This is a genomic window from Sphingomonas sp. FARSPH (assembly GCF_003355005.1).
In the GTDB taxonomy this organism is placed as follows: domain Bacteria; phylum Pseudomonadota; class Alphaproteobacteria; order Sphingomonadales; family Sphingomonadaceae; genus Sphingomonas.
In genome coordinates this window covers 910,018-925,538 of record NZ_CP029985.1, presented here as the reverse complement: position 1 = coordinate 925,538, position 15,521 = coordinate 910,018, and the positions used below count along the sequence as shown (strand labels likewise).

Genomic DNA, 15,521 nt, shown 5'->3' with positions numbered 1-15,521 from the left:
CGATGATGGAATTCGCGCGCACCGCCCTGCGCTACGTTCCCGACGCGCTGCTGCCCGGCAGGCGGCCGAAGCCGGTGCGCGGACAGCATGGCCATGTCGGCGAACCCGTGTCGCGGATCGATGGCGCGCTCAAGGTCGGCGGCGCCGCACGCTTCGCCGCCGAGGTCGCGCTCGACGGCATGGTCTATGCGGCGCTCGTCCATGCGACGGTGCCCAAGGGGCGGATCACGTCGATCGACACCGCCGCCGCGGAGCAGGCGCCCGGCGTGGTGCTGGTGATGACGCACCGCAACGCGCCGCGGATGAAGGCCCCCAAGGGCATGCTGGAAGGCAATGGCGTCGCCGGCAGCAACCTGCCGGTGATGCAGGATGCCACCATCCACTGGAATGGCGAGGCGGTCGCGCTCGTCCTCGCCGAAACGCAGGAACAGGCGGACCACGCCGCCGAGCTGATCCGCGTCACCTACGATGCCGAACCCGCGATCACCGATTTCGCCGCGGCGCGGCAGAGTGCGAAGCGGCCGGGCGCGGTGATGATGGAGCCGGCGCTTGTTTCCGTCGGTGATGCGCAAAAGGCGCTGGCGAAGGCCGCGCACCGGGTCGATCGCCGTTACACGACGCCACGCCACAACCACAATGCGATCGAACTGCACGCCGCGACGGTGGTGTGGCAGGGCGACACGCTGATCCTGCACGATGCGACGCAGATGCTGCACGGCACCGCCGCGACGATGGCGGGCGTGTTCGGGCTGAAACCCGAACAGGTGCGCGTGCTGTCGCCGTTCGTCGGCGGCGGTTTCGGCGGCAAGGGACTGTGGACGCACCAGATCCTCGCCGCCGCCGCGGCCAAGCTGGCCGGCCGGCCGGTGCGCATCGTGCTGAGCCGCGAGGGCGTCTATCGCCTCGTCGGCGGGCGGACGCTGACCGAGCAGCGCGTCGCGATCGGTGCGGATGCGGACGGGCGCTTCACCGCATTGATCCACGAAGGCGTCGCGGCGATGACGTCGCACAACAACTGCCCGGAGCAGTTCACCTTTCCCGCGCGCCACCTGTATGCCGCGGGCAGTTTCCGCCTCGAGCAGAAGATCGCCGAGATGGACATGCTGGCCAACACCTTCATGCGTGCGCCGGGCGAATCGGTCGGCACGTTCGCGCTCGAATGCGCGATCGACGAACTGGCCGAGACGATGGGGATCGACCCCATCGATCTGCGCCGCCGCAACGAGCCCGATCGCGATCCGACCAGCGGCAATGCGTTCTCGTCGCGCCACCTGACCAAGGCGTTCGCCGATGGCGCGGCGCGCTTCGGCTGGGACCGGCGCGATCCCGTGCCCGGTAATCGGCGCGAAGGCGAGTGGCAGATCGGCATGGGCGTCGCGACCGCGACCTATCCCTACCTCCGCATCCCCGGCAATGCCGCGCGCATCCGTATAGACGCCGTCGGCCATGCGACGATTTCGACCGCCGGGCACGAGATGGGGATGGGCACCGCGACGGTGCAGGCGCAGCACGCCGCCGACCGGCTCGGCCTGCCGCTCGACCGCGTGACGTTCGAATATGGCGACAGCGCGCTGCCCGCCGGCGCGATGGCGGGCGGGTCGCAGCAGACGGTGGCGACGCTCGCCGCGGTGACCGCGGCGGCGGAGGCGCTGGTCAAGGAACTGCTGCGCGTCGCGGGCAACGACAGTCCGCTCGCGGGCCTGCGTCCCGGCGATGTCGTCGCCGTCGATAGCGGCCTTGCGCAGGCGAGCGACCGGTCGCGTCACGAAAGCTATGCCTCGATCCTGTCGCGTGCCGGCCGTGACGCGGTCGAGGTGGAGGAGAAGGCGCCACTGCCGCTCGAGATGCTCAAATATTCGATGCACTCGACCGGCGCCCAATTTGCCGAGGTGGCGGTGAGCGCGGTGACGGGCGAGGTGCGCGTGCGCCGGCTGCTCGGCAGTTTCGATTGCGGCCGTATCCTCAACCCCAAAGCGGCGGCGAGCCAGTTCCGCGGCGGCATCATCATGGGGCTGGGCCTCGCGCTGACCGAGGAGACGTTGTTCGACGCGCGCACCGGGCGGGTGATGAACCCCAGCCTGGCCGAGTATCACGTGCCGGTGCACATGGACGTGCCGGAGATCGACGTGATCTGGACCGACATCCCCGATCCGCATGCGCCGATGGGCGCGCGCGGCATCGGCGAGATCGGCATCACCGGCGTCGGCGCGGCGATCGCCAATGCGGTGTACAATGCGACGGGCCGCCGCGTGCGCGACCTGCCGATCACGCTCGACAAATTACTGTAGCGGAGCGGTTATCGCCAGCCGGCACGCCGCGCCGCGGCCTCCGCCGGAGCATCAAGCGGTGCGCCGGCCATCATGTCCTGTGCCGCCGCCATCAGCGTGGGATCGGCGGAGCCGGCCTGGGCGTAGGCGGGCGATGTCGCCGGTACCACGCCTACCGACCGCGCCTGCCGCAAGCGCCAGCCATCACCGTCCCTGCAGGCGATACCGTCCAGCCCGGTCGTGCCGAAGACCCGGCAATATCGGCGATCCGCATCGCGGAACGACAGCGCGACCCGCACCGGCCCGCTGCCACCGCTCGGCACCTGCTCCAGCGCGGTGGCGAGACGGCCGCCGGCGAAAAGCCCTCCGTTCTCGATCCGCACCGGCCCGCGATCGACCGACGTGCCCACCGCGACGCCCAGCATGAGGCACGCGGCCATCGCCGCGGCGATGCCCGCGCGCGGCATCCACGTCGATCCGCGGTCGCGTTTCGCGGGCGGCGGCACGAGCGTGTGGACGTTGCTCTGCAGCAGTGCGGTCAGCCGATCGGGAAGGGGTTCGTCGGCGACCGGGGCGAACGCCTGATGGACGTGTTCCCGCAGTGCGCGATGCCGCGCGACCTGTGCCGCAAGGGCGGGGTCGTCCGCGACCAGACCGGCGATGCGCCGCGTCATCAGCGGATCGAGTTCGCCGTCGGCATAGGCCATCAGCAATTCGGGCAGCCGTTCGGGGTCGATCGTCACGCCGCCTCTCCCAATCGCGTCATCAGCGCCTGTCGCCCGCGTGCCAGCCGCGACGTCAGTGTCCCCATCGGGATGTCGAGCACCGTCGCCGCTTCCTTGTACGCCAGCCCTTCGACCAGCACGAGCGCGACCGCCTCGCGTTGTTCGTCGGGCAGGGTGCGCATCGCCGCCGCGACATCGTCGAGCGCGAGCCGTGCCTCCGCCCCGCCGTCGATGCCGACCGCGGCGCCCGCCTCTTCCGCGACGAACGTCGCCGCGGCACGGTGTCGCGATCGCGCCGTGTCGATCCAGGCGTTGCGCATGATCCGGTACATCCAGCTGTCCATCCTCGTTCCAGGCTGCCACGACCCGCGGGCGCGCAGCGCCTTCTCCACCGCGATCTGGCATAGATCGTCGGCATCCGCCGCGTCATGCGCCAGGCTGCGTGCGAAGCGACGCATCCGGGGCAATAGCGTGAGCAGCTCGTCTTCGAACGCGGCCAAGCCAAATCCTTCATGGTTGCGGATGAAACGGATGGCGTCGCCCGTTTAATCCACGCACAACGATTTTCTATAGTCTGTCGAGAAGGAACCGATCCGTTGCCACGTGCCCCCGCCGTCATGCTGGCCTTGCTGGGAACGATTGCGGGCAGCGTCGTGTCGGCGCAGATCGTGCCGGGCATGCCGTCCCTGCCCGGCGGGGGATTGTCGCTGCCGATGGCGCGCGGTCTGCCCGGGGCGCTGGCCGACACGGTCGCCGACCCGGTCCGCACGACCGCGCAGGCGCTCGCCCGGGTGCATGACGCGACGATCGCGCGGCTGGTACGCGACCATCCGCGCGAAATCGCGCGCGATCCGCAAGGGTTTCCGGCGCGGGCGGGCGAGGTGGTGATCGACGCGCCGGACGAGGCCGTGCTCACCGCAGCGGCGGCGCGCGGCTATGCAGTGATCGCGCGCGACGAGGTGCTGGGCGTGGGGTTTGCGCGCCTCCGCGTCCCGGATGGCCGTTCGCTGCGTGCGGCGATCGACGAACTGCGCGGTCTGGGCGCGACGACGACGGCGGATCAGCTGTACCTGCCGAGCGGTGTCGGCACCGCGTCGGTGGCGCCCCGGGCCGGACGCGCGCCGTCGGGGTCGGGGCCGCTGGTCGGCGTGATCGATGGCGGCGTGCCCGGCGCGACCTTGGCGGCGGGATTCGCCGCCGGCGCACCGCGCGCCAACGACCATGCCGCCGCGGTCGCATCGCTGATCGGCGGGGCACCCGGTGTCCGGGCGGCCTTGCCGGGCGCGCGCATCGCCTCTGCCGATGTCTATGGCGACGATCCGGCCGGCGGCAACGCGACCGCGATCGCCCGCGCGATCGGCTGGCTGGTGCAGCAGAAAGTGTCCGTCGCGACGATCAGCCTGGTCGGCCCCGCCAATCCGGTGCTGGGGCGCGTCATCGCCGCGGCGCAGGCGCGCGGGCTGATCGTCGTCGCGGCGGTCGGCAATGCTGGTCCCGCGGCACCGCCCGCCTATCCCGCCTCCTACCCCGACGTCGTGGCGGTCACCGGCGTCGACGGACGCAACCGCCCGCTGATCGAGGCGGGGCGGGCGACGCATCTGGATTATGCCGCCCCGGGGGCGGACATGCTAGCCGCGAAAGCCGCGGGCGGCACGATTGCGGTGCGCGGCACGTCGTTCGCCGCGCCGCTGGTCGCAGGCACGATCGCGCGTGCCTATCCGACACTCGCGCCCGCCGCGATGCAAGGTGCGCTCGCCGCGGTCGATCGCACCGCGCGACACGCCGGCCCCGCCCGGCAATTCGGTCGCGGCTTGCTTTGCGGCGACTGCCGGACGCCGGCACGGTAAATTTTTTTCGAAAAAATTTCCGCGTTGCCGGGATTAAACCGGAAGGGCGTGCCGTTCTCCGAGGCAAAGGCAAAGGAGAACGACGATGAAGACTGTTCTGTTCGGTAGTGCGGCGCTGGTACTGGCCGTGGTCGCGATGCCTGCGTCGGCGCAATTGCTTGGCGGGGCCGGCGGATCGCTCGGCGGTGCGCTGGGCGGGGGTCTGGGTGGCGGCGCGATGGGCGGCGGCATGGCCAACGGCGGGCTCGGCGGGATGATCGGCCGTACGCCGATGTCGGTCGACGGGGTCGCCCAGGGGCGCGGTGCGGCGCATGGCGCGCGCAGCGTCGACGCCCGCCGGGGCCGCGTATCGGCGTCGGGCGGCGCGGACAGCGATGGCGCGATCGGCGGCGGTGCCGGCCTCGGGCGTCATGCGGCCGGCGGCAATGGCCAGGCGGCGGGAAGCATCGGCGGCACCGTGGATGCGCAGGCGATCGGTACGGACGCGGTGCGAGGTGCCGGGATGCGGGGCGTCGACGGCGCCCGTGCCGGCGTCGCCAATGCGCGCGACGCGGCGGCGCAGGGCGCGGCGCGTGGTGGTCAGGCGCTGCGCGGGGGTGGTCAGGCCCTGCGTGGGGCGGCGGATCGTGCTGGCGGCGTTGCCGGGACGGCCACGGGCGCCGCGACCGCCAGCGGCAGCGCGGGTGCCGGCATGGCGAGCGGTTCGCTGGCGCTCGCCGGCAGCGGCGCGGCGGGGGCGGGCGGTTTCCCGATCGATCCCGGCATGGCGGTGACGGATGCGCGCGGACGCGCGATCGGCACGGTGCAGTCGGTGCGCTCGACGGCGCAGGGCACGGTGCAACGCGTCCTCGTCAAGGTCGGGAATCGGGTCGCCGACCTGCCGGCCGCCAACTTCTCCGGCTCGGGCAACGTGCTCGTCTCCGCGATGGGCAAGGGCGACGTCAAGGACGCGGCCGACTGACCCGACTGCTGCGTCGGGCGGGGCGTCGTGTCCCGCCCGCGCAGTCGCCTAAAGGCCTCAGCTCGGATGCGCCTCGCTCTCGATCACGCCGGGCGTTTCGTCGTCCAGCGGGATCGGCGTTTCCCCCTCCGTCGGACCGGCGCTGCCGGCGTCCTCCCCCTCGGCGAGGCGCATCTGCTCATACGCCACTTCGAGATCGGCGACGCCCGATCCCGTCGGCTGGATCGGCAGGTCGCCGAACCCTTCAGGTTCGTGGGTCGGGTCTTGGGCATCGGCCATCATACGCGCTCCTGCGAGAGTGTGGACGGACCCAACGCACGACGGCGCATTCGGCTCAACAAGGGTGCGGAACGAGGGGCCAGCGATGGCGCGAGGATAATGGCGGAGCGGGAGGGATTCGAACTCCCTTGTGTGAGGTCGCAATTACCCACTTTATTGCCCACCAATTTTGAGGCTCCCGCTGAAGAATAGGAGATCAGGCAGACTGCATCCTCGCCAGCCACTTCGAGGTCAGAGCCGTGATCCCGGGCATGGAAGCAGGGGAGAGGAGGGCCAACTCTAACAGGTCAGCGTCTACTCGCCGAACAGGACGCTGAAGAAGGCCTGGTTGCGCTTTTTGGCATGTGCGATCAGGGTATCGTAGCCCATCGCCTGGATGAAGATTTGCTCGTTGTCGCGGTAGCGAACGTAGATGTCGGGGTTCCAGTCGTTCTTGAAGTCGTGGTTGCGCAGCACATTCACGAGCGACGGTTTCAGGTCAGCGACGATATAGCCAAACCGGCGCACGACGCCGCGGAACGCGAAGTGCGAGCCGTCCGTCCGCGCGATCCCGCCCGCCGCGGTGGCGTCCTTGAGCGTCTGGATCACCTGCATGACGGGATCGTGCTTAACGTCTCCGAACCGGTAATCGTCGCGGCTCGGCCGCTTGAACTCGATGATCGTGATCGTCGTGCCGTCATTGTCGCCGAGGACGAGGCTGTCATCGAAGAAGGCGAGATCGGCGATCTTGTCGCCCTTCTTGCGGCCCTTGCCGTGCATCGCGCGATCGCTCGAGATATACGGCAGGAACGCCAGCGCGTCGTCGACCAGCCACAGATTGTGCTCGAAATAGTCGGTATCGACGCTGTCCGAGAAGCGGTGGAAGACGAGATCGTGGATCGTGTCCTCGGGCGCGTGGGTGCCGGTCGAGCCATATTTACGCGCGGCCTCGATCAGCTCAATCACCTTCTTGCGGTGGACGACATATTCGGCGAGCGCCTCCTTGTTGGAGGCATCGATCTTGTCAACGATGTCCTTGATGTTGGCCATGTAGTTGTCGGTATCGTTGGCCGCGCTGGTAATCGCCTTGGTCAAATCCCGCGACACGCGGTAACGTTCGATCGCTAGGTCCGACACGAACTGTTGCGCCTTCCAGTTGTTCGGCTTGCCCGCGACGTAACTCGAAATCGATTGACCTTTGAGCCCGATCCGAAGGATCGGATTCTCCTGGAGCGCCGTCTCGCGATCGCGCGATTGCGTCGTCTTGATCTTGTCGATCTGGCTCTTCTCGGTCGACTGGATGATGTCGCCAACAGCACCGACAATTTCTTCGATTATCGCCGACGAAATGTTGATTCCCGTCCGCGCGTCGTTCAGCCGCGTCTCGAACGCGTCCGATCGCACAACGCCGATCACGATGTAGGGCTTGTCCTGATCGTCCATGAAGGCGGGCTGGCCGAGCAGATTGGTGAGGTCGCGCGGATTTCCGACGATGCGATCGCCCGCGGCGAACAGCAGGCTATGGTTTTTGAACGACCGGGTGCGCGGCACCTTGGTCAGCGAATAGTCGATCGTCTCCGCCTTGCCGTCGATCTGGACGTCGAAGGAGCCCGATTCCGATTGGACGAAGACGTTCTTGAAGTGGGCGGTGATGCTGCTGGCATCGGCGTTGTCAAACCGGATCGTGATCTCGGGCAGCCAGCGGTAGAGGAAATGCGGCAGGAAGTGGCTGCCGATATGATCGGCGATGTCGCTCTCGTCGAGCGTGGCGATCAGCTCGTGCCACTCGGGGCGGGGCTCGTCATAGTCGACGCGAAGGCCAAGATGCGCGAAGTCCGGCTCGCCGTCATGGTAGATGAGTTCGTCTTCCCGGTGGATGTCGAAACGGAAGGTGCGCTTGTCAGGCGCCGGCAGTGCCTCGAACCGGCTCGAGTAGAGGATGCGGTTGAACACCTTGAAGGCGATGAAGCGGCCGAAGCCGCGGCCATTCTGCTGAAGCTTGTGGCCTGAAAACGGGGTCTTGAACGAGCGGTAGTTGCCGTCGTTGAGACCGATGCCGTTGTCGGTGATCGAGATCATCAGGTGCTGGGGATCGTTGATGCTCGACATCGCGATCTCGATCGTGCCCTGCTTGCGGGCGTCATCGCCGAAGCGCGCCTCGATCCCGTGCATCGCGTTCGACACCGCCTCGGGCGTCGGCAGCAGAAAACCGTGGAGATCCTTGCTGACGTGGGTCCGCTGAAGCACCGCCACCATATCGGGTTTGACGAGCGTGTCGGTCTCAGCGGTCATGGCAGCAGTCCCTCCCATGCAAAGCCTTAGGCGAGCCGGCTAGTGCCTGACAATGCACGACGCCACTGCATACTACCGTAATGCGAACCGTCAGTTCGGCTTCTACGGTAGGACCCGCACCCGAGTTTCGCGCGATGAACCTACGTGCAAAAAGCGCAGAATTCACCCACCGCCGCAAAGCTTACCCACTGAATTACCCACCGCGAGTTCATGCTAGGATCGGCATTGCGCAATCTGTCCAGAGGCGCAGCCCAACGTTTTCAGAGATTTACGCTAGATAGGCGGCTGGTTCGAATTTCACCAGCGCGCCCGTAAGTCGTTGATTTTATTGCGTAATTTCGTGTTGGCGGAGCGGGAGGGATTCGAACCCTCGATACGCTTTTGGCGTATACTCACTTTCCAGGCGAGCGCCTTCGACCACTCGGCCACCGCTCCGCATCTTCCCGGAAGGATGCGCGCCTAGCGTAGCGCGGGCGGGATCGCAAGGCGATTGCGTATCGGGCGCGGGCGCGTCAGTCTGCGGCGCATGACCAGCCTGATCGCCCTTGCCGCCGCCGCGCTTGCCGCGCCCGTCCAGGCGGCGGCGCCGCCGCCCGCGCCATTGCCGTCCGACCCGCTGCCCGCCGACTGGCGGGCGATCCCAGGCGACGAGGTGATGATCGTGACGCTCGCGACGGGCAAGCAGGTCGTCATCCGGCTCGCGCCCGGCCATGCGCCGGCGCATGTCGCCAACATCCGGGCGCTCGCCCGCGCCAAATGGTGGGACGGGACGAGCGTCTATCGCGTCCAGGAAAACTGGGTGACGCAATGGGGCGATGCGACGGAGAAGAAGCCGTTGCCCGCCGGCATCACCGACCGCCCCGCCGCCGAGTTCGAGATCGCCGCGTTCCAGCCGGCGGTGCGGATGCGGCGGGCGGACAGCTATTCGACCGCATCGGGGATCACCGCGGACGGCTGGCCGGTCGCGACCGACGGCAAGGCGGCGTGGCTGACGCATTGTTACGGCATGGTCGGCGTCGCGCGCGACGACTTGCCGAGCACAGGCAGCGGCGCGGAGCTGTTCACGCCGATCGGCCAGTCGGCGCGGCGGCTGGACCGCAACTATACGGTCGTCGGGCGGATCGTCGAAGGCATGCAATATCTGTCGGGCCTGCCGCGCAGCGATGCGGCGATGGGCATGTACGACAAGGAGAGCGAGCGCGTGCCGATTGTTTCGGTGCGGCTGGCCAGCGACCTGCCCGCCGCGGACCGGCCGCATTTCCAGTATCGCGCCGCGGACAACATACGCTTCGCCGCCGCGGTGGCGCGGCGGGAGAATCCGCCACCGCCGCTGGTGTCGCTGGGCGGGGCGGCGGTGTGCGACGTGCTTCCCGCGGTGCGCCGGGCGCCCTGAGGGGCGGAACTTCGCGAGGCGCCGGTTCGGCCGGGTGGGGCGAGGCTGGTCAAGGCCGTCTGGCTGGCACGAAGTCGCCCTACAGCCGTCATGCCTGACCCGTTCCGGCATCCACCGTGCCGTTCTATCGACCGCGGGGCGCTTGCGGAGCAGGGGATGCCGGAACGGGTCCGGCATGACGTTGGAACGCAGCGGCGATTCGTGGGGCTCTGGGTTCCTGCGTTCGCAGGAACACGAATGGGCGCGATGCGGACGATGGTTGCGTTTTCGGGTATCTAATTACCCAAAAGTCGCGAAAGTCGCAGTGTTTGGGGGGCGCGTTGGGCCCCAGGATCGTATCGGCCTTCGGCTGGCGGGGCGGTTCTATCCGTCGTGGCGGGTGGGGGGCTGTTGCGAGGGGCGCTTGATCGGCGAACGGCGAAAGAATGACCTGGCCAACCTGAACCGTGCTCCCGCACAGGCAGGAGCCCAGAGTCACGCGCGCATCGCATGTAACCCTGGGCTCCTACGAGCGCAGGAGCACCGCTCGGATTCGACGCTGCTGGATCCGACCCTTGCGCGCGCGGGCCGCTGAGGAAGCTGGAATATGAGAAAGAGCGGGCGGAAGTCCGCCATGCTCTTTCCCTTAGCATATAACCAGCGTGCAGGACAGTGCGAACCGATCCGGTTCGGAGCAATCAGCCCTGCGCCACCCAGGCCGCGACTTCGGCGGCGACCTGGTTCGCGGCCTGGCTGAGGCCGGTGCCTGCGTTCGCGGCGTCGATCGCGGCGACGGGGACGCGCGCCTCGAAGCGGCGCTTTTCGACCGTGTCCTTGCCCGCGCGGGTCAGTGCGGCGTCGTAGATCACCACTGCCTGGCGCTGCGTCCCGTCGAAGCCGAACTGGCGCAATTCGCCCGCCAGCGTCGCGCTGGGGTCGCCGATCGACTGGATGCTGGAGAGCACGACCATGTTGCCGCGCGTCGTCGCCGCATCGGCGAGCAGCCGTGCGAACAGGCGCGTGGGCGGTTCGGACCATTGCGCGTTCTTGACGTAGGCGACCTCGGTCGGGGTCGTCCACACCGGCACGCGCGTCACCGCGATCGACGCCGGGCTGGTCGGCACCTGCACGACGATCGAGCGCGCCTTCGCCGAATTCTGCGTCGCGCCGACCGCGGGCGCATAATCCGACTGGAGCGTGAGCAGCTGGGGCGGCGGCTTCGCGCCGAAGCTGATGCAACCGGCGAGCGGCAGCATGGCGACGACGGCGATCAGCAGGCCGGGGCGGCGCGCGACGCGGGAAAGGCGGGGAAGGTTGGTCTGCATGGCGTCACTTGCCCTTGTAGTCGGGGAGCTTCTGCTGGCCGATCAGCGAACTGGCGCCGCCCTGGTCGACCTTGTCGGCGATCGAGGACAAAGCGGTCGCGGTGACGCGCAGGTCGCGGACCAGCCGGTTCGCCTCCGGGATCGTCTGTTTCGAGAAGGTCTGCAGGCCGGGGCGCGCATCCTGGATCGCCTCGTTCAGCGTATCCGCGCTCTTGCGGGCGGACGCGATCGCGCCGTTGAGGTTCTGCAGCGTCGGCTTGACGTCGTCGCTGAGCACGCCGTTGGTCGTGTCGGCGAGCTTGCCGATCGATTCCGCGGCATTGCCCGCCTGCTGGATCGCGACGCGCGTCTGCGCCAGCGTCGCGGCGATTTCCGGCCCGCGATCGGCGAGCGCGGCACTCAGCCGGTTGGTGTTGTCGAGGATGCCCGCGATCGACGCCTGGTTGCGATCGGAGAGCAGGCCGGTGAGCCGCTCGGTCAGCGTCGACAGCCGCTCGAGCAACTGCGGCGCGGAATTAAGGATCGCGCCGATCCCGCCCTGCTTGGTCGAGATGACGGGAACGCCATAGGGGCAGAGCTGCGCATTGGGCTCTTCGGGGCATTTGATCTCCGGCGCGCCCTTGCGGCCGCCGTCGAGCGCGACGGTGCTGGTGCCGGTGAAGCTGCCCTGGATCGTCGCGGTGGTGCCCTGAAGGATCGGCGTGTCGTCGTTGACCGTCACGCGCACGCGCACGAACTGGGGATCGGGCTTCCACAGCACGATCCGCTTCACCTGGCCGACGGGGACGCCCGAATAGGTGACGGTGGAGCCCGTCGCGACGCCGTCGACGCTCTGCTTGAAGAAGATGTCATATTCTTTTTCGCGGGTGCCGCCGAGGCGCGCGATCCAGACGGTGAAGATCGCGAGCACGGCGAGCAGGATCAGCACGACCGCGCCGACGATCACGTGGTTGGAACGGGTTTCCATCAGTCGGTCCTCGCCTGCTGCGCGGGGGTCTCGGTGGCGGCGGCACCGGAGTCCTGGAGTTGCTGTACTTTGACCTCGGTCGGATGCGCGTCGGCGCGCTGATGCGCCTGCGCCTGCGTCTCTTGGGTCGCGATCGCGGCGCGGCCGCGCGGACCCTTGAAATATTCCTGGATCCAGGGGTGGTCGAGCGCGAGCAGTTCGTCGATCGTGCCGACCGCGATCACCTTTTTATCCGCCAGCACCGCGACGCGGTCGCAGATTGCGTAGAGCGTATCGAGGTCGTGGGTGATGAGGAACACCGTCAGCCCCAACGTCTTCTGCAGCGACTGGGTCAGCCCGTCGAAGGCGGCGGCGCCGATCGGGTCGAGCCCCGCGGTCGGTTCGTCGAGGAAGAGCAGTTCGGGATCGAGCGCGAGCGCGCGGGCGAGGCCGGCGCGCTTCTTCATGCCGCCCGACAGCTCGGCCGGATATTTGGGCGCGGCGTCCGCCGGAAGCCCGGTCATCACCACCTTGTACGCGGCGATCTCCGCCATCAGCGCCGGCGGCAGGTCCTTGTAGAATTCGCGAAGCGGGACCTCGACATTCTCCGCGACGGTGAGCGTCGAGAAGAGCGCGCCGCCCTGGAACAGCACGCCCCAGCGCTTGCGGATCTCGACCGCCTCCGTCTCCTCGCGGCCGATCGTCGGTTCGCCGAACACGGTGATCTCGCCCGCGACGGGCGTCTGCAGGCCGATGATCGAACGCATCAGCACCGACTTGCCCGTGCCCGAGCCGCCGACGACGCCGAGGATCTCGCCGCGCCGAACATCGAGATCGAGCCCGTCGTGGACGATCGACTCGCCGAAGGCGTTCTTCAGCCCGCGGATGCGGATGATCGGTTCGTCGCGCTCGCCCGCGGCGGCGCCCGAGGTGGCGGGACGCGCCATCAGCTCCACCCCACCCAGGTGAAGAACACCGCGAAGAAGGCGTCGAGCACGATGACGAGGAAGATCGCCTGCACCACCGCCGACGTGGTGCGCAGGCCGACCTGTTCGGCGTCCGATTCGACGAGCATGCCCTGGAAACAGCCCGCGATCGCGATGATCGCGCCGAACACGGGCGCCTTGATGAGGCCGATGTAGAGGTCGGTGATCGGCACGACCTCGCGAATGCGCTGCACGAAGGTGACGAGCGGGATGTCGAGCGCGATCCAGCAGAGCAGGCCGCCGCCGATCATCGCGATCAGCGAGGAATAGAAACCGAGCAGCGGCATCAGCAGCACCGCCGCGATCGTGCGCGGCAGCACCAGCGCCTCCATCGGCGAGACGCCGATCGTGCGCATCGCGTCGATCTCTTCGGTCAGCTTCATCGTGCCGAGCTGCGCGGCGAAGGCGGAGCCGGAGCGGCCCGCAACCATGATCGCGGTCATCAGCACGCCGAGTTCGCGCAAGGTCAGGCGGCCGACGAGGTTGATCGTGAACACCTCCGCACCGAACTGGCGCAGCTGCACCGCGCCCTGTTGCGCGATGACGATGCCGATCAGGAAGCTCATCAGGCCGACGATCGCGAGCGCCTGCACGCCGACGACCTCGAACCGGTGGACGGTGGCGTTGAAGCGGAAGCGCGACGGATGGCGCACGACGTTGGCGAAGGCGATCGTCGTCGCGCCGAGGAAGCCGAGCAGGCCGTACAATGTCTTGAACGCGATGATGACCGCGTCGCCGACCTCGCCGACCAATTGGCCGACGACGCCGCGACGCCCCTCGCGCAGTGCGACGGGCTGGTCGGCGGCGGCGACCTGGTCGAACAGGTGGCGGCCATCCTCGCCCAGCCCCTCGACCGCGGCATGGGTGCGGGTGGACAGGCGGTGAATCAGCCAGGCGCCGACGGTGTCGATCCGGTCGACCCCCGACAGGTCGATCCGCGATACGGCGCCCGATATCGCGTCGAGGCGGGTTGGCAGATCGCCGATCGTGCGCAGCAACAGGTCGCCGGAGAAGCGCAGCGTGCCGCTGCCATCCTCGCTGAAATCGGCTGTCGCGCTCATCGATTACGCTCTTGGGCCATCGCAGGGGAATCGGCAAGCCGCATCGTGCGTGCGGCGGACACTTTGTCCGCTTTTTATCGGTTCAGCCTGGGTCAAACGAGGACGTCGACGGCGTGGATGGCGATTCCGACGAGCCCGCCGACCAGCGTGCCGTTGATGCGGATGTATTGCAGGTCCCGGCCGACGGCGTTTTCAAGCCGGCGGGTGATCGTGCGCGCATCCCAGCCGCGCACCGTTTCGGACACGAGTCGCACGATGCCGTCGCCGTAATCGGCGGCGATGCCGACGACGGTGCGGCGGACGAAACGGTTGATCGATCGCGACAGGCGCGGGTCGTTGCCCAGCGTCTGGCCGAGCTGGCGCAGGATGTCGCCCAATTGCCCCTGCATCGCGCCTTCGGGATCGCGCGCGATCGCGAGCAGCCGGCCGCGCGCCTGTTCCCACAAACCGTCGAGCCAGCGCTGCATCGCGGGATTGTCGATCAGTTCCGCCTTCATCGCCTCCACCCGCGCGGCGGTGTCGGGATCGTGGCTGAGGTCCCAGGCAAGGCGATCGAGCCCTTCCTCGATCTTCGCGCGCATCGGGTGATCGGGATTGTCGCCCATGTCCGCGATCAGTTTGTCGAGCCCGTCGATCAACTTGTCGGCGACCGTCTCGTCGAGGCCGGTCCAGCGCAGGATCGCGCCGGCGCGGTCGTGCACCATCTGGCGGACGAGCGGCTCGTTGGCGGCCAGCGCCTTCGCCGCCCAGCGGATCGCCGAATCGATCAGCGGCGCGTGGCGGTTGTCGGCGATCATTGCGCGCAGCAGCTGGCCGAGGATCGGCGCGACCGCGGTTTCGCGCAGTCGGCCTGCGATCCCCGCCTTGACCATGCCGCCGAGCCGCGCGGGGTCGAGCCCTTCCAGCACCTGCGCGACGAGTTTCGACGCACCGGCGCGGAAGGCGCCGCCCGCGCCCTCCGGCGGATCGGTCAGCCAGCGCACGATCGCGCCCGCGACGTCGAGCCGGCGCATGCGCTGCGCGATCACCGGGGCTTGCAGGAAATTGGTGCGCAGGAAAACGGCGAGCGTGTCGCCGATGCGATCCTTGTTGCGCGGCACGATCGCGGTGTGCGGGATCGGCAGGCCGAGCGGGTGGCGGAACAAGGCGGTGACCGCGAACCAGTCGGCAAGCCCGCCGACCATCGCCGCCTCGCTGAACGCCTGGACGAAGCCCCAGGCGGGGTGGACGGGCGCGAGCGCGCGGCTGGCGAGGAACAGCGCCGCCATCGCGACGAGCAGCGCGGTTGCGATCACGCGCATGCGCACCAGGGCGGGCGGGGTCGCCTCTGGCATGGCGCGTGCGCGAGGGGGGACGGTCATCGCCGAAACAATCCCCGAACGCGGGGAATGTTCAAGGGGCAAGCTGTGCGGTTCGGCATAAGGGCGTCATTCCCGCGAAGGCGGGGATCCAGACGCGCAACCGAGGTGGAATGTCCCAAC

Annotated in this window: 13 protein-coding genes and 1 tRNA gene; 4 read left to right on the top strand and 10 right to left on the bottom strand. The window is 68.5% G+C overall.

What is annotated here, in order from left to right; genetic code table 11:
• Positions 1–2: 2 nt before the first annotated feature.
• Entirely contained in the window at positions 3–2,288 is a 2,286-nt protein-coding gene (locus tag DM480_RS04585; protein ID WP_115380845.1) for a xanthine dehydrogenase family protein molybdopterin-binding subunit, read from the top strand.
• 8 nt (positions 2,289–2,296) lie between these two features.
• Here DM480_RS04585 and DM480_RS04580 read toward each other — a convergent pair whose 3' ends face one another.
• Positions 2,297–3,010, bottom strand: a complete 714-nt coding sequence (locus tag DM480_RS04580; protein ID WP_115377787.1) for an anti-sigma factor family protein — start codon at positions 3,008–3,010, stop codon at positions 2,297–2,299.
• Positions 3,007–3,450: an RNA polymerase sigma factor gene (locus DM480_RS04575; RefSeq protein ID WP_232834180.1), complete on the bottom strand. Its 444-nt coding sequence runs from the start codon at positions 3,448–3,450 to the stop codon at positions 3,007–3,009. Before DM480_RS04575 ends, DM480_RS04580 begins: the two co-directional genes overlap by 4 nt.
• A gap of 138 nt (positions 3,451–3,588) precedes the next feature.
• On the opposite strand from DM480_RS04575, the gene DM480_RS04570 reads away from it, so the two are divergent.
• Entirely contained in the window at positions 3,589–4,839 is a 1,251-nt protein-coding gene (locus tag DM480_RS04570) for a S8 family serine peptidase (RefSeq protein ID WP_232834121.1), read from the top strand.
• Between the two features lie 85 nt (positions 4,840–4,924).
• Complete coding sequence (locus tag DM480_RS04565; protein ID WP_115377784.1) at positions 4,925–5,800, top strand: hypothetical protein; 876 nt, start codon at positions 4,925–4,927, stop codon at positions 5,798–5,800.
• A 57-nt stretch (positions 5,801–5,857) separates the two neighbouring features.
• Here the strand turns inward: DM480_RS04565 and DM480_RS04560 are convergent, their stop codons facing one another.
• From DM480_RS04560 to DM480_RS04550, 3 genes are all read right to left on the bottom strand, one after another.
• The gene (locus DM480_RS04560) at positions 5,858–6,082 is read right to left on the bottom strand and encodes a hypothetical protein (RefSeq protein ID WP_115377783.1); all 225 of its coding nucleotides are present in this window, start codon (positions 6,080–6,082) and stop codon (positions 5,858–5,860) included.
• A 291-nt stretch (positions 6,083–6,373) separates the two neighbouring features.
• On the bottom strand, positions 6,374–8,350 hold the full coding sequence (locus DM480_RS04555) for an ATP-binding protein (protein WP_157968764.1): 1,977 nt from the start codon (positions 8,348–8,350) through the stop codon (positions 6,374–6,376).
• A 344-nt stretch (positions 8,351–8,694) separates the two neighbouring features.
• Positions 8,695–8,785 (bottom strand) — tRNA-Ser (locus DM480_RS04550).
• Positions 8,786–8,876: 91 nt separating this feature from the next.
• On the opposite strand from DM480_RS04550, the gene DM480_RS04545 reads away from it, so the two are divergent.
• Positions 8,877–9,743, top strand: a complete 867-nt coding sequence (locus tag DM480_RS04545; protein ID WP_115377781.1) for a peptidylprolyl isomerase — start codon at positions 8,877–8,879, stop codon at positions 9,741–9,743.
• 677 nt (positions 9,744–10,420) lie between these two features.
• On the opposite strand, the gene DM480_RS04540 is transcribed toward DM480_RS04545, so the two are convergent.
• From DM480_RS04540 to DM480_RS04520, 5 genes are all read right to left on the bottom strand, one after another.
• Positions 10,421–11,047 carry an ABC-type transport auxiliary lipoprotein family protein gene (locus DM480_RS04540; protein ID WP_115377780.1) on the bottom strand — a complete coding sequence of 209 codons (627 nt, stop codon included), beginning with the start codon at positions 11,045–11,047 and terminating at the stop codon, positions 10,421–10,423.
• 4 nt (positions 11,048–11,051) lie between these two features.
• Positions 11,052–12,014, bottom strand: a complete 963-nt coding sequence (locus DM480_RS04535) for an MlaD family protein (RefSeq protein WP_115377779.1) — start codon at positions 12,012–12,014, stop codon at positions 11,052–11,054.
• Entirely contained in the window at positions 12,014–12,940 is a 927-nt protein-coding gene (locus DM480_RS04530; RefSeq protein WP_115377778.1) for an ABC transporter ATP-binding protein, read from the bottom strand. Before DM480_RS04530 ends, DM480_RS04535 begins: the two co-directional genes overlap by 1 nt.
• Positions 12,940–14,040, bottom strand: coding sequence for an ABC transporter permease (locus tag DM480_RS04525; RefSeq protein WP_115377777.1), 1,101 nt, complete (start codon positions 14,038–14,040; stop codon positions 12,940–12,942). Before DM480_RS04525 ends, DM480_RS04530 begins: the two co-directional genes overlap by 1 nt.
• 92 nt (positions 14,041–14,132) lie before the next feature.
• Positions 14,133–15,401, bottom strand: coding sequence for a DUF445 domain-containing protein (locus tag DM480_RS04520; RefSeq protein ID WP_232834120.1), 1,269 nt, complete (start codon positions 15,399–15,401; stop codon positions 14,133–14,135).
• Between the last annotated feature and the right edge of the window lie 120 nt (positions 15,402–15,521).

What these genes read in the sequence shown, in the direction of transcription:
- DM480_RS04585 (WP_115380845.1), top strand. Translation starts at nt 3, where the DNA reads ATGATGGAATTCGCGCGCACCGCCCTGCGCTACGTTCCCGACGCGCTG.
- DM480_RS04575 (WP_232834180.1), bottom strand. Translation starts at nt 3,450, where the DNA reads ATGCGTCGCTTCGCACGCAGCCTGGCGCATGACGCGGCGGATGCCGAC.
- DM480_RS04565 (WP_115377784.1), top strand. Translation starts at nt 4,925, where the DNA reads ATGAAGACTGTTCTGTTCGGTAGTGCGGCGCTGGTACTGGCCGTGGTC.
- DM480_RS04560 (WP_115377783.1), bottom strand. Translation starts at nt 6,082, where the DNA reads ATGATGGCCGATGCCCAAGACCCGACCCACGAACCTGAAGGGTTCGGC.
- DM480_RS04555 (WP_157968764.1), bottom strand. Translation starts at nt 8,350, where the DNA reads ATGACCGCTGAGACCGACACGCTCGTCAAACCCGATATGGTGGCGGTG.
- DM480_RS04545 (WP_115377781.1), top strand. Translation starts at nt 8,877, where the DNA reads ATGACCAGCCTGATCGCCCTTGCCGCCGCCGCGCTTGCCGCGCCCGTC.
- DM480_RS04540 (WP_115377780.1), bottom strand. Translation starts at nt 11,047, where the DNA reads ATGCAGACCAACCTTCCCCGCCTTTCCCGCGTCGCGCGCCGCCCCGGC.
- DM480_RS04535 (WP_115377779.1), bottom strand. Translation starts at nt 12,014, where the DNA reads ATGGAAACCCGTTCCAACCACGTGATCGTCGGCGCGGTCGTGCTGATC.
- DM480_RS04530 (WP_115377778.1), bottom strand. Translation starts at nt 12,940, where the DNA reads ATGGCGCGTCCCGCCACCTCGGGCGCCGCCGCGGGCGAGCGCGACGAA.
- DM480_RS04525 (WP_115377777.1), bottom strand. Translation starts at nt 14,040, where the DNA reads ATGAGCGCGACAGCCGATTTCAGCGAGGATGGCAGCGGCACGCTGCGC.
- DM480_RS04520 (WP_232834120.1), bottom strand. Translation starts at nt 15,401, where the DNA reads ATGACCGTCCCCCCTCGCGCACGCGCCATGCCAGAGGCGACCCCGCCC.